This window comes from Candidatus Methylomirabilota bacterium, from assembly GCA_035260325.1.
GTDB lineage: Bacteria > Methylomirabilota > Methylomirabilia > Rokubacteriales > CSP1-6 > AR19.
This window is the reverse complement of sequence record DATFVL010000297.1, coordinates 1-12735: the sequence shown is the minus strand read 5'-3', so window position 1 is coordinate 12735 and position 12735 is coordinate 1. Positions and strand designations below refer to the sequence as shown.

General features: G+C 70.8%; 13 protein-coding genes. 2 read left to right on the top strand and 11 right to left on the bottom strand.

The genetic code is table 11. The features are described 5' to 3' along the window. The 5 genes from VKG64_19140 to VKG64_19120 form a co-directional block, all read right to left on the bottom strand. Positions 1 to 756 (bottom strand): ABC transporter ATP-binding protein, encoded by a 756-nt coding sequence (locus VKG64_19140; GenBank protein ID HKB27157.1) that lies wholly within the window; start codon positions 754 to 756, stop codon positions 1 to 3. Beyond that, a complete protein-coding gene (locus tag VKG64_19135) occupies positions 753 to 1772 on the bottom strand; it encodes a branched-chain amino acid ABC transporter permease (GenBank protein ID HKB27156.1) in 1020 nt (339 codons plus the stop codon). The genes VKG64_19140 and VKG64_19135 overlap by 4 nt, the downstream gene beginning before the upstream one ends. Continuing rightward, a complete protein-coding gene (locus tag VKG64_19130) occupies positions 1769 to 2644 on the bottom strand; it encodes a branched-chain amino acid ABC transporter permease (protein ID HKB27155.1) in 876 nt (291 codons plus the stop codon). Before VKG64_19130 ends, VKG64_19135 begins: the two co-directional genes overlap by 4 nt. After that, positions 2644 to 4887 (bottom strand): hypothetical protein, encoded by a 2244-nt coding sequence (locus VKG64_19125; GenBank protein ID HKB27154.1) that lies wholly within the window; start codon positions 4885 to 4887, stop codon positions 2644 to 2646. Before VKG64_19125 ends, VKG64_19130 begins: the two co-directional genes overlap by 1 nt. 92 nt (positions 4888 to 4979) lie before the next feature. Then, positions 4980 to 6338 (bottom strand): ABC transporter substrate-binding protein, encoded by a 1359-nt coding sequence (locus VKG64_19120; GenBank protein HKB27153.1) that lies wholly within the window; start codon positions 6336 to 6338, stop codon positions 4980 to 4982. 169 nt (positions 6339 to 6507) lie between these two features. Here VKG64_19120 and VKG64_19115 point away from each other — a divergent pair, with 169 nt between their 5' ends. Beyond that, positions 6508 to 7182: a hypothetical protein gene (locus VKG64_19115; protein HKB27152.1), complete on the top strand. Its 675-nt coding sequence runs from the start codon at positions 6508 to 6510 to the stop codon at positions 7180 to 7182. Between the two features lie 190 nt (positions 7183 to 7372). Here the strand turns inward: VKG64_19115 and VKG64_19110 are convergent, their stop codons facing one another. The 6 genes from VKG64_19110 to VKG64_19085 form a co-directional block, all read right to left on the bottom strand. After that, entirely contained in the window at positions 7373 to 7897 is a 525-nt protein-coding gene (locus VKG64_19110) for a type 1 glutamine amidotransferase domain-containing protein (GenBank protein ID HKB27151.1), read from the bottom strand. A gap of 13 nt (positions 7898 to 7910) precedes the next feature. After that, a complete protein-coding gene (locus tag VKG64_19105) occupies positions 7911 to 8072 on the bottom strand; it encodes an FmdB family zinc ribbon protein (protein HKB27150.1) in 162 nt (53 codons plus the stop codon). A 32-nt stretch (positions 8073 to 8104) separates the two neighbouring features. Beyond that, positions 8105 to 9556: an NAD-dependent succinate-semialdehyde dehydrogenase gene (locus tag VKG64_19100; protein ID HKB27149.1), complete on the bottom strand. Its 1452-nt coding sequence runs from the start codon at positions 9554 to 9556 to the stop codon at positions 8105 to 8107. 126 nt (positions 9557 to 9682) lie between these two features. Beyond that, complete coding sequence (locus VKG64_19095; GenBank protein HKB27148.1) at positions 9683 to 10273, bottom strand: PDZ domain-containing protein; 591 nt, start codon at positions 10271 to 10273, stop codon at positions 9683 to 9685. Positions 10274 to 10359: 86 nt separating this feature from the next. Beyond that, entirely contained in the window at positions 10360 to 10977 is a 618-nt protein-coding gene (locus VKG64_19090) for an LON peptidase substrate-binding domain-containing protein (protein HKB27147.1), read from the bottom strand. Positions 10978 to 11002: 25 nt separating this feature from the next. Beyond that, positions 11003 to 12097 (bottom strand): Mrp/NBP35 family ATP-binding protein, encoded by a 1095-nt coding sequence (locus VKG64_19085; protein ID HKB27146.1) that lies wholly within the window; start codon positions 12095 to 12097, stop codon positions 11003 to 11005. An 89-nt stretch (positions 12098 to 12186) separates the two neighbouring features. Between VKG64_19085 and VKG64_19080 the strand changes: the two genes are divergently transcribed. Next, positions 12187 to 12669 (top strand): flavin reductase family protein, encoded by a 483-nt coding sequence (locus VKG64_19080; GenBank protein HKB27145.1) that lies wholly within the window; start codon positions 12187 to 12189, stop codon positions 12667 to 12669. The last annotated feature ends 66 nt before the right edge of the window (positions 12670 to 12735 follow it).

The window sequence follows — 12735 nt, the reverse complement described above, 5'->3', positions numbered from 1 at the left end:
TCAGCCCCTTCCCGTCGTCCCGATGAGCGTGGTGATGACCGTCTCGTTGCGCCGGATCTCGTCCGGCGTGCCGTCGGCCAGGATCGTGCCCTGGTGCATCGCGACGATCCGGTCCGAGTAGTTGAAGACGACGTCCATGTCGTGCTCGATGATCGCCGCCGAGATGCCGGTCCCCCGGACCACCGAGGTGATCGTGTCCATGATCGGCGCCTTCTCGCGCGTGGACACGCCGCTCGTCGGCTCGTCGAGGAAGAGGAGCTTCGGCCGGAGCGCGTAGGCGACGGCCACGTCGAGGAGCTTCCGCTCGCCCTGCGAGACGCCGCCCGCGAGCATCCGCGCCTTCGCCTCCAGCCCGAAGCGGCGCAGGACGTCGAAGGCTTCGTCCCACACCGCCGTGTCGGCGCTCGCGAGCGTGCCGAGGTTCTTCGTCTTGCCCTCGCGCGAGAAGATCGTCAGCGCGACGTTGTCGATCGCGCTGAGCTGATCGAACAGGTTCACGAGCTGGAAGCTCCGCGCGATGCCCGCCTTGATGCGCCCGTGCACGGAGTCGCGCGTCACGTCCCGGTCGCGGAACAGGATCCGCCCGGCGTCGGGCGGGAAGAGGCCGGAGATCAGGTTCACGAGCGTGGTCTTCCCCGCCCCGTTCGAGCCGATCAGGGCGAGCACCTCGCTCTCCTTCACCGTGAAGTCCACGTGGTCCACCGCGTGCGTGTCCCCGAACCACTTGACGAGGTCCTTCGTGACCAGGAGACTCACGGCTGGCTCCTCCCCCGGAGCCGCGCGACGAGCCGCTCCGCGGTCCCGACGATCCCGGTGGGCAGCGAGAGGACGAGCGCGACGAGCACGGCGCCGAGCAGGAGCTGCCAGTACACCGTGTAGCCCACCGCGTAGACCTTGAGGTAGTTGAACACGATCGCGCCGACGATCGGCCCGGCGAACGAGCGGAACCCGCCGAGCACCGTCATGAATACGAGCTCGCCCGAGAACTGCCAGTACATGATGTCGGGCGTCGTGAGCCCGTTGAGCGGCACCCAGAGGGCCCCGGCGAGGCCCGTGAAGACGCCCGAGACGAGGAACGCGACCCAGCGGTAGCGCCAGATCCGGACGCCGACGAACTCGGCGCGCGTCTCGTTGTCGCGGATCGCCTGGAGCGCCTTGCCGAACGGCGAGTTCACGATGATCCACATGAGCGCGGCGCAGGCGCCGAAGACGGCCAGCACGTAGTAGTAGTACGCGTGGACCATGAACGTGGTCTTGTCCCCGGTGCCCGTCACGAGCCCGCCGAACAGCGAGGGCGTCGGGACGCGCAGGCCGTCGGTGCCGCCCGTCACCCAGAAGAACTTGAACGCGAGCGACCAGAGCACCTGCGAGAGCGCGAGCGTGAGGATGCCGAAGAAGATCCGCGTGTAGCGCACGCAGACGATGCCGAAGACCGCGGTGACGAGCACGGACGCGACGATCGCGCCGACGAGGAACAGCTCCATCGAGCCGACCCTGAGGTACTTGACCATCAGCGCGACGGCGTAGGCGCCCACGCCGAAGTAGGCCGAGTGGCCGAAGGAGAGGAGCCCCGTGTAGCCGAGCAGCAGGTTGAAGCCGAGGGCGGCGATCGCCATCACGAGCCCGTACTCGAGCTGGATCGTGACGAACTCGCTCGCCACCCACGGCACGACGAGCAGGACGACGCCCACGGGAACGGCCCAGCGGAGGACCCGCCCCGGCGACGTGGCGCCGAGGGCGAGCGCGGAGGCGTCCACGGTCGGCGTGCTCATGGCCGTCCGAAGAGCCCGGCGGGCCGCGCGAGCAGCACGAGCGCGGCGATGAGATAGAGGACCGCGAGCTCGATCTCCGGGAACCACGCGATGCCGGCCTCGCGCACGAGCCCGACGATGAGGGCGCCGACCAGCGCGCCCTCGAGGCTCCCGAGCCCGCCGATGACGACGACGATGAAGGCGAGCACGAGCGCGTCCACGCCCATGCCGAGCACCGCCGACTGGCTGGGCACGATGATGGCGCCGCCGAGCCCCGCCATGAAGCAGCCGAGCGCGAACGCCTGGACGTAGACACGATTGACGTTCACGCCGAGGGCGGAGGCCATGCGCATGTTCTGGGACGTGGCGCGCAGCACGACGCCGAACTTCGTCCGGTAGATGACCGCCCAGAGAAAGAGGGCCGCGGCCGCGCCGACGCCGATGACGAGGAAGTTGTAGGTCGGGTAGATCTCCTCGCCGATCGCGACGCTCCCGAAGCTCTCGAAGACCTCGCTGGCGGAGAGCGGGTACGGGCCCCAGACGAAGCGCAGGAGGTCCTCGAGGATCATGAGGAGCCCGAAGGTGACGAGGAGCTGGTATTCCTCGGCGCGCCGGTAGAAGGGCCGGAGCAGCGTCGGCTCGAGGATCGCCCCGAGGATGGCCGCCGCGAACGCGCCCGCGGGAAGGACGACGAGCAGCAGGGCAATCGGCTTGCCCACCAGGACGGACCCGATCGCCCACGCCGTCACGTACGCGCCGACGGCGTAGAGGTTGCCGTGGGCCAGGTTCACGATCCGCATGACGCCGTAGATGAGGCTGAGGCCGCCGGCGATCAGGAAGAGGACCGAGGCGTAGAGCAGCGCGTTGATGAAGTGGATGAGGACGACGTCCATCACTCGGCCACGCGGTACGCGACCACCTTCACCTCCGGGTTCACGAGGTTGCCGTTCAGCGCCAGCGCCAGCATGACGCGGTACGCCCCGGGCGCGAGCTTCCCCCCGAGATCCACGATCAGGCTGCCTCCCTCGACGTCCTCCGACCGGCCCGTGGCGACGACCTCGTCGCGGGCGCCCACCACCGTCCACAGCGCCGCGACCGTGTCCCGGAACGCCTCGCCGGTCGGCTCGAGGCGCAGCGGCTCCCGCACGATCTTATACGACCGCGCGAATTTCGTGATGCTTTCGGCGTCGGCCTGGAGCTCGAGCCGGTCCCCCCGGCGCTCGACCCGGGTCACCCACGCCCGGCGGGGCAGCACGTAGCGGTCGAAGGACGAGACGACGTTCGGGTACGAGAGGTCGCGGAAGACCTCGAGGACGGCCGAGCCGGTCGTCCATTTGGCGAGCCGGTACGGGCCGCTCGTCGAGAGCCAGTGGCCGTGCTGGCGGTGGAAGCGCCGGAGCGCCGCCCAGCGCTGGCGCGCCTCGGCGACGCTGACGAGGCCGCGCAGGGCCTCGGGGACGTACGCCCGGCGCTCGAGGCCCGCCGCCAGGGCGGCGAGCGTCTCGTCGAGCTTGCGGTCACGCGCGAGGTCGAGCCAGGCGACGCCGCGCCGCCGCGCCGCGTCCTCCGAGAACGCCGCGGGGCCGCGCGTCACGACCTCGTCCATGAGCGCCGCGAGCTCCCACGGAATCGGGCTCCACGGCGGCGCGATCGCGACGGCCTCGGCGGGCTCACCCGCGTGCCTCAGGTAGACGTCGACGACGGCCACCTCGAGGATGATCTGGAGGTCACCGAAGTCCTTGATCTCGGGCTCGACCTTCACGACGCGCACGCCGGCGAGCCAGTCCCGGAGGAGCGCCGACGCGCGCTCGACCTGCCGGTCCCCCGTGCTCCAGCGGTACGCGAACGCGTACGGGGCGACGAGGTCGGCGACGCTCATCTTGGTCCCGTCGTGGAACTTCGAGAGCACGACGCGGTACGTGATCTTCTGCCGCGCGAGGGCGCCCGGCGCGGGCGCGCCGAGCGCCCCCGTCGCCGGGTCCGGCACGAGCGCGTCCCGCGGGACCTCGATGCGTCCGGCCTCGATCGCGACGGCCCGCGCGCGGTTCGGGATCCAGCCGCCGCCCTGCGGCGCGGGCAGGAGCGCCGCGTCGGCGAGCGCCGACCAGAGGAGCCGGCCCGTCTCGTCGCCGAAGCCCGCGATCGGGTTCCACGCCGCCGCCGGGCGCGACGCGGCGCCCAGGCGCAGCACGCCGTTCCACGGGAAGTCCTTGAGCTTCACCGTCCGGAGGAACACGGCCGAGCCGAGACCCGCCTGGGCGTCGTAGCCGACGTTCTCGACGCCTTCGGAGTAGTCGTCGTTGACCGCTTCGCGCCGGAGCGCGTACCCGACCGGCACGCGCTCGCAGCCGCGCGTCAGGAGCGAGACCAGCCGCCGCTCGAGCCCGAGCCGCTCCGCGGCGCTCGCGTACTCCCCGCGCGTCCGGCGGGCGAACGCCTCCTCGATCGCGCTCCGCGAGCCCGCCTCGCCGACGCCCCGCGCGTAGAGGGCGTGGGCCTGGAACCATCCTTCCTTCAGCCAGGGCGGCCCGAGCCAGCCGTTGAGGCGCGTCGACTCCTCGCCGACGAGCGTGGAGAGATTGACCTCTTCGAGCGTCGCGTCCCAGTCGCCGTCGGCGGGCCGCCACGCGGGGCCCGCGGGGAGCACCGGCAGCCGGCCGCGCACGCGCAGCCTCACCGCCGGGCCCGGGCCGCCGCCGGCGGAGCGCGCCTTCGCCGCCTCGACGAGGTCGGCGTGGTGGAGATAGTCCTCGTGGTAGGGCGTGACCGGGTAGGGGTGGAACACGTACTCGCCCTTCACGGCGGCGAGCGCCGGTGCCAGGCGCGCCGCGGCGGCGCAGCGCTCGCGCGCGTCGCCGAAGCCGCGGCTCGCGGGGTTGAACGTGAGCAGCACGAAGGACCGCGGCGACTCGACCCAGGCGAGGTGCGCGGCCCCCTTCGGGGCGGCGAGCGGCCCCAGGTAGGCGTGGATCGCGTTCTTCGCGAGGAGCCGCGGCGCGGCCGCCGGCTCCACCGTCTCGATCCTGATCTCCTGCGGGTAGAACGACGGGTAGTACGGGATCTCGTGCCCCGCCTCCACCGACTGAGAGACGAGCGCGACGAACACCAGGACGACCAGCGCGGGGCGGACGGACAACGCAAGAAGGAAAGGAGCCGGGGGTGGGGCGCCCCGCGGGACCTGTGTCGTTTTCAGGTCTACGCGGGGCGCTCCAGCCCCCGGATCAAGAGCTACGCTTTGACGACGGGCCAGGTCTTGTCGATCCAGGTGAACGTCGAGGTCGGCTCGCCCTTCGGCCAGCCCGGGGGCGCGGTGATGTTGCGGATCGGGATCGTGATGATGCGCGCCGGGTCGAGGATCGGGAACGGGTACTCGGCCACGTTCTTGCTGAAGCCGGTCACCGCGTCCTTGTAGCCCTGGTGGTTGTCGGGGCGGATGTAGACGTAGCCCGCGGGGCCGGCCACCATGATGCCTTCGAGCATCGCGATGATCGCGTCGTCCTCGGGCCAGCCGCCGCCGGCCTTGTTCGCCTTCTCGATGGCGGCCTTCAGCATGTACGTGGCCGTGTAGCCGCCCTCGGCCTGGAAGTTCGGGTACTCGCTGAAGCGCTTGTGGTACTTCTCGACGAAGCTCTTGTTGAGCGGCCACTTCTCACCGGCCGGGAACGTGAAGTGGTAGTTCGAGTGCACGCCGGCGATGACGCCTTCCGGGTGGTCCTTGCCGATCGCGTGCGGCGCCACGCCGAAGGCGATCATCGACGCGAACTTCGCCTTCTTGAACATGCCGTGCACGATGGCCTGCTTGTACATGGCGACGTAGTCGCCGCCCCACACCGAGGAGACGATCAGGTCGGGCTTCGACGCGTTCGCCTTGGTGATGTGCGAGCTGAAGTCGGTCGTCCCGAGCTTCGGCCAGCCCTCCGAGACGACCTCCGTGTGCGGCATGAGCTTCTTCATGACGATGTTGAAGTGGTCGAAGGCGTTCCGGCCGTAGGAGTAGTCCGGGTGGATGTGGGCGATCTTCTTCACCTTGGGCCACGTCTGCACGACGCCGAGCGCGCACGTCACGCCGTCGGCCGACTGCATGTTCGTGATCCGGAAGATGTAGTGCGGGTTCGGCACCGCCTTGTCGAAGAGGAAGTCGGTGCAGCCGTCGACGAAGATCGTGAGGAGCTTCAGCTCCTCGGCGACGGGGCCGAGCGCCGGCGTGTTGCCGCTCGACGTGATGCCGCAGAAGAAGTCGATGTTCTCCGACAGCTTCAGCCGGCGGAGCTCCTTGACGTTCGCGTCGGTCCCTGCGGCCTCGTCCGCCTTGAGGATCTCGATCTTCCGCTTCCCGAGGAGCCCGCCCGCGGCGTTGATTTCCTCGGCCGCGAGGAGCTGGCCCTTGTACATGGGCTCGCCGAGCACCGCCGCCGGACCGGTGAAGAACGTCATGTGCCCGATCCGGAACGGCTTGTCGGGGATGGTCCCCTTCGGCTTCTCCTGGGCCTGCGCCACGCCGACGATCGGCAGGGCCGCTCCCGCCGTGGCGCCGAGCGCCGCGCCGACGCTGACGCCCAGACCGCCCAAAAAGTTCCTGCGACTCACATCTGCCGCCATTTGTGGTCCCTCCGTTCGGTTCACGTCCGTGGGTAGGAAGGCTTCCGGTCGCCTCATCGGCTCCGTACGCTTAACACCTGGTCTGACCAATGTCAAGGCGCGCCCAGGATCTGACCCTTATAATCGGCTCGCGGGGGCTCTCGTTCCCGCCGGGCTCATGATGACGCGGTTCGTCAACGCCATCGCCTCAGCATTCGTCGGCATCGCCGTCGCGCTGCGCCGGCGCCCCGGGGCGTTCCTCATGATCGCCGCCGGCGTCTTCGCCCTGAACGTCCTCCTGCCGCCGCTGCTGCTCGCCGTCGTGCGCACGCCGTGGACCTACTTCACGTTCAACCCCTGGCTCAAGCGGCTCCCCGAGTTCCTCGTCTCGGACGCCCCGCTCGAGAAGAAGCTCGACTTCCTCTCGCGCGTCGCGGTCTTCTGGTTCACGGCCGACGGGCCCTACGGCGTCCCCGAGTGGGGCTTCGCCGTGGACTCGCTGGACCTCGTGCGGTTCCTCGCGCTCGCCCTGCTGTTCGGGGCCTACGGAGCCCTGTGGCTCACGGCGCGCGAGCGTGGCCAGGTCGCGGGCTGGCGGGCGACCGCGGGAGGACGCGGGGGCACACTGGGCGCGCTCGTGGGTGTGCTCGGCCTCTCGACCGGACCGTGCAGCGTCGTCGGCTGCGGCGCGCCCGTGCTGCCGGTGGTGGGCCTCGTCTTCACGGGCCTGTCGAGCGGCACCCTCGCGGTGCTCTCGCAGTCCTCACGGATCGCCGCGACCACGGTGCTCGTGCTGCTCTCCGCGGCCGTCCTCTATCTCGGCTGGCAGACCGCGCCCAAGTCACAGCGCTAGCGGCGCTTCCGAGTAACAACTGTTCGAGCGCGCGCTTCGCCCGCACATCCCTCGTGGGGGAGGTTTCGGAGGGGGCCGTCGAGGCCCTCTCCGACTAGGTGGAGGGTGTCGGCCGGGGGGGCGGCGCCGGTCTCATCATGCGAAGGGGGCTACGCCCCCCTCGCACTCCCCCGGCCGACGTCGATTGAGCCTAGGACTTGCTGAGCGCGGTGATGATCGCGCGGCAGAAGGCCGGCAGGTCGTCGGGCCTGCGCGAGGTGATCAGGTTGCCGTCCACGACGACCTCCTGGTCCACCCAGTCCGCCCCGGCCGCGACGAGGTCGTCCTTGATCGAGAAGAACGACGTCGCCTTCCTGCCCTTCAAGATGCCCGCGGAGACGAGCATCCAGCCGGCATGGCAGATCGCCGCGACCAGCTTCCCCTGCTGCGCCGCCTCGCGGACGAGGGCGACCATCGCGGGGTGGCGCCGCATCAGGTCCGGGGCGTAACCGCCCGGGACGATCACCGCATCGAACTCGACGGCCTTCACCTGTTCGGCCTGGACGTCCGCGTTCACCGGGTAGCCGTGCTTCGAGGTGAAGGTCTTGGCGCCGCCCGCGCCGACGACCTTGACGTCGGCGCCCTCCTCCTTGAGCCGGTAGTACGGCACCCACAGTTCCATCTCCTGGTACATGTTCTCGGCGAGGATCGCGATCCGCTTGCCTGCGAGCTTCATGAAGCCTCCTGTGTCAGGACTTCTTCGACGTTTGAGTGAAGAACGTGCCCAGGAGCGGGCGCAGGTCGCGGCTGCCGCACTTCGGGCACGCCGCGCCCTTCTCGCGCTGGCTGATGGTCAGGGTCACCGAGACCTCGCGCTTGCACTTGTCGCAATAGAACTCATAGAGAGGCATGGGCCACTCCTCCTCCCGACGCGAAACGGGACTCAGGCCAGGTTGACGACGACCGATTTCACCTCAGTGTACTCCTCGATGCCCTCGTGGCCTCCCTCCCGCCCGAGGCCGGACTCCTTGAACCCGCCGAATGGGATCTCGTGCGTGTAGCCCGCCGCGTCGTTGGCCCCGACGAGCCCGTACTCGAGCTGCTCGGCCACCCGGATGAGCCGCGTCATGTCGCGCGTGTAGAAATAGGCGGCCAGCCCGAACTTGGTGGCGTTGGCGCGCCGGATCACTTCCTCTTCCGTGTCGAACGTGAGGATCGGCGCCGCCGGCCCGAAGATCTCCTCCTGGGCGATCGGCATGTCGTCGGTCACGTCGAGGAGCACGGCGGGCGCGTAGAAGAACCCCCGCGCGTACGGCTCACCGTCGAGATAGTGCCCGCCCGTGACCAGCCGGGCGCCCCGCCGCACCGCGTCCTCGACCAGCGAATGGACCTTGGCGCGCGTTTCCTCGTTGATGAGCGGACCGAGCTGCGCCCCGGGCTCGAAGCCGGGCGCGACCCGGAGCCGCTTGACGGCGTCGACGAACGCCGGGATGAAGCGATCGGCGATCCCGCGCTGGACGTAGATCCGGTTGGCGCAGATGCACGACTGGCCGGCGACGCGCAGGAATTTCATCGCCACGGCGCCGTCGAGCGCGGCGTCGAAATCGCAGTCGTCGAACACGATGAAGGGGGCGTTGCCCCCGAGCTCGAACGACAGCCGCTTGATCTGGCGCGCCGCCGTCGCCATGATCCCCTTTCCGACGTCCGTGGAGCCCGTGAAGCCGATCTTGCGGATCAGCGGGTGCGTGAGCAGCTCCGCGCCGACCAGGCCCGAGCGGTTGGTCGTGAGCACGTTGAGCACGCCGGGTGGCAGCCCGGCGTCCTGGGTGATCCGCGCGATGGCGAGCGCGGTGAGCGGCGTGGCGGACGCCGGCTTGAGGACGACGGTGCAGCCCGCGGCGAGGGCCGGCGCGATCTTCCGCGTCACCATGGTCGCCGGGAAGTTCCAGGGCGTGACCGCCGCGACGGGTCCGATCGGCTGGTGGAGCACCCAGTACCGCTTCCCCGGCGTGGGCGAGGCGATCCACTCCCCCGCCATCCGGCGCGCCTCCTCGGCGAACCAGCCGAAGTATCCGAGCGAGAACTGGACCTCCTTCTTCGCCTCCTCGAACGGCTTGCCGTTCTCGAGCGTCACGAGGCGGGCCAACTCGTCCCGCCGCTCCTCCATGAGCTCCTGGATCCGGAGGAGGAACCTGCCGCGGTCCTTGGGGGCCAGCAGGGACCACTCGCGAAACGCCGCGTGCGCGGCCGTGACCGCGCGCTGGACCTCGGGCACGGCACCGTTCGTGACCCGCGCGACGACCGTGCGGTCGGCGGGGTTCACGACGTCGAACGTGGCTCCGCCCTCGGCGACCACCCACTCGCCGTTGAGATACATGCGCTCGACGTCTGCCATCGTGGTCCTCCCGTCCAGCCGGGTGTCCGCTCGACTGTCCCCGCGAGCCGAGAGCCTACGCGGTCCGCCCGGCGCGCGCTAGACGCGGTGCGCCGTGCGCGCCGGAGGCGCGCGGCGCTGGCAGGCTCAGGGCGCCGGGAGCGTCACCGAGAGCCGGCGGTCGCCGCGGCGGACGGTGAGCCGCAGCGGCCGGTCGAGAACCGCGTCGGCGAACGCCTCGCGCGCCGCCTCGCGGCTCAGCACCGCCCGCTCGTTCACCTGCAGAATGACGTCGCCCGCCTCGAGGCCGGCCTTCTCGGCGCTGCCGCGGCGCAGCACGGTGGTGATCACCGGCGGAGTCACCGCGCCCGCGCGGGCCTCGGCCAGCACGTCCGGCTCGCTCACGACGAAGCCGAACTCGGCCGCGACGCGCTCGCCGAGGACCGCCCGGGGCATCGGCGCGAGGCTCACCGCCACGCGCCGCCGGCCGTCGGCGCGCAGCACCGTGAGCCGCGACTCGGCGCTGAGGGGCGCGGCGGCGATCAACCGCTGGAGCAGCCGGGTCTCGGTCACGGGCCGGTCACCGAACGCGACCACGATGTCGCCCGCGCGGAGGCCGGCCTTGGCCGCGGGCGCGCCCTCGATGACCTCGACGATCACCACGCCGAAGCCCTCGCGGATCCCGTGCTTCTTCGAGATCTCCTCCATCTCCTGCTCGGCGAGGTCGCGGATGCGCACGCCGAGCCACGGCCACTGCCGCTCGCCGGCCGCCGCCGCGCCGACGCCGACGAGGAGCAGCGCGAGGAGGAGCGCGCGGGCGGCGCTCAGCCGCGGCCTCCGAGGAGCTCGCGCACCAGATCGTCGAGCGCGGCGGCGAGACGCTCGAGGCGCTGCGCGACGTCGAGGGTCTCGAGCAGCTCCTGGCGGAGCGTCGGGTCCGGGAGCACCGCGGCGGCGATCCGGTCGGCGATCACGCCGGGCGGTTGGCCCTCGGCGAGGGCCGTGTCGAGCAGGGTGGTAGGACGGTCGAGCGCCTTCAGCAGGCGCCCGCACGCGGCGCGGATCCGCGCGAGCGGCGCCTCGACGTCCGTCCGGGGCGGCACGTCGTCGAGACGCTGCGCCGCGACGATCCGGTACAGCGTGTCGCTCGGCCGCTCGCTCTCGAGGCGGACGCGGCACTCGCCCTTCAGGAGGATGTTGTAGCGGCCCGTCGCGAGCCGTTCCCAGCTCACGATCTCGCCGGCCCCCGCGACGGCGTAGACGGCCGGCTTGCCGGCGTACGTGGCCTCGTAGCCCGGACGGAGCTTGACGACGGCCAGACGCCGGTCGCGGGCGAGGACGTCCATCACCATCGTGCGGTAGCGCGCCTCGAAGACGTGGAGGGGCAGGAGCGTGTGCGGGAAGAACGTGACGTCGGGCAGGGGAAAGATCGGCAGGATCAACGGAGCCCCGGCGCCGCCGCCGACATCAGCCGATGGTCGGGAGCGACCTGAGCGGCGCGAGCTCGTCGAGCCGCTTCCGCACCGCCGCGGCGAGCTCGCGGAACGCGCCCGCCTGCGGCGAGTCGGGGCGGCGGAGCGTGATCGGGGAGCCCTCGTCGCCCCCGACGCGCGTCTCCTGGTCGAGCGGGATCTGCGCGAGCAGCGGCACGCCGTACTCGTCGGCGATGCGCCGGCCGCCGCCCTCGCCGAAAATCGCGTAGCGCGTGCCGGTGTCGGGCGCCTGGAAGTAGCTCATGTTCTCGACGACGCCGAGGATCGGCACGTTGAGCTTCTGGAACATCCCGATCGCCTTGCGCACGTCGAGCAGCGCGACCTCCTGCGGCGTCGTCACCATCACGACACCCGAGAGCGGGATCACCTGCGAGAGCGAGAGCTGCGCGTCGCCCGTGCCCGGCGGCATGTCGAACACGAGGTAGTCGAGCGCGCCCCACATGACGTCCCGGAGCATCTGCTGGATGAACGAGTGGATCATCGGCCCGCGCCAGACGAGCGGCTCCCGCTCGTTCACGAGGAGGCCGATGGACATCATCTTGAGGCCGTGCGCCTCGACCGGGATGATCCGGTTCTCGAACATGCCGGGCCGCCCGCGCGAGCCGAGCATGAGCGGGATGTCCGGGCCGTAGACGTCGGCGTCGATGATGCCGACGACGCCGCCCGTCTGGCGGAGCGCGACGGCGAGGTTCACCGCGACGGTGGACTTCCCCACACCGCCCTTGCCCGACGAGACCGCGAGCGTGTGCCGGACCTCGGGGATGAGGTCGGCGTGCGGCGCGGCCTGCGCGGGCGCGTGGGCGTGGGGCGCGGCGGCCGGCCGCGTCGGCGTCCCGCCCATCTTCACCTGGACCTTCGCCACGCCCGGAAGCCGGCCGACGATCCGCGTGGCCATGCTGTGCAGCGTGACCTTCGACTGCGGCGACTGGGTCGTAAAGGCCAGCGTGAAGCTCACCTCGGAGTCCGTGATCCGGAGGTCCTGGACGAGGCCGAGCGCGACGATGTTCTGCTGCTGCTCGGGGTCGCGGATGCCGCGGAGGGCGTCGAGCACGGCGGCTTCGTTGACCATACGGGCAAGACTATAGCACCGGCGCGCCGGGCACGCATATCTATGCGCAAAACCTTGCAATTCGGGCGCTGACCTGCTACATAAATACGGTGATTTCCCCCGACGAGTTCCGTCGCGTGCTGGGTCATTTCGCGACCGGCGTCACCACGGTCACGACCCTCGACGGCGACGGACGTCCCACCGGGCTCACGGCCAGCGCGTTCAGCTCGGTCTCGCTCGATCCGCCGCTGATCCTGGTCTGCGTGGACCACAAATCGCAGAGCTACCCCGCGCTCCTCGAGCGCGGCCGCTTCGCGGTCAACGTCCTCCACCTCGAGCAGGAGACGGTCTCGAAGCGCTTCGCCTCGACGCGGCTCGACAAGTTCGACGGCGTGCCGCACCGGCTGGGCGACCTCGGCGTGCCGTTGATCGAGGGCGCCCTGGCGCAGCTCGAGTGCGTGACGGTGAGCAAGCACGTCGAGGGCGACCACACGATCTTCGTCGGGCGCGTCGAGCGCGCCCACTACGGCTCCGGCGAGCCGCTGATCTACTACCGCGGTCGCTACGACCGCCTGGCAGGAGCGAACCCGTGACCCCGATCCCGCTCTCGCGGCCCCCGATCGACGACGAGATCAAGCAGGCGGTGCTGGCCGCCATCG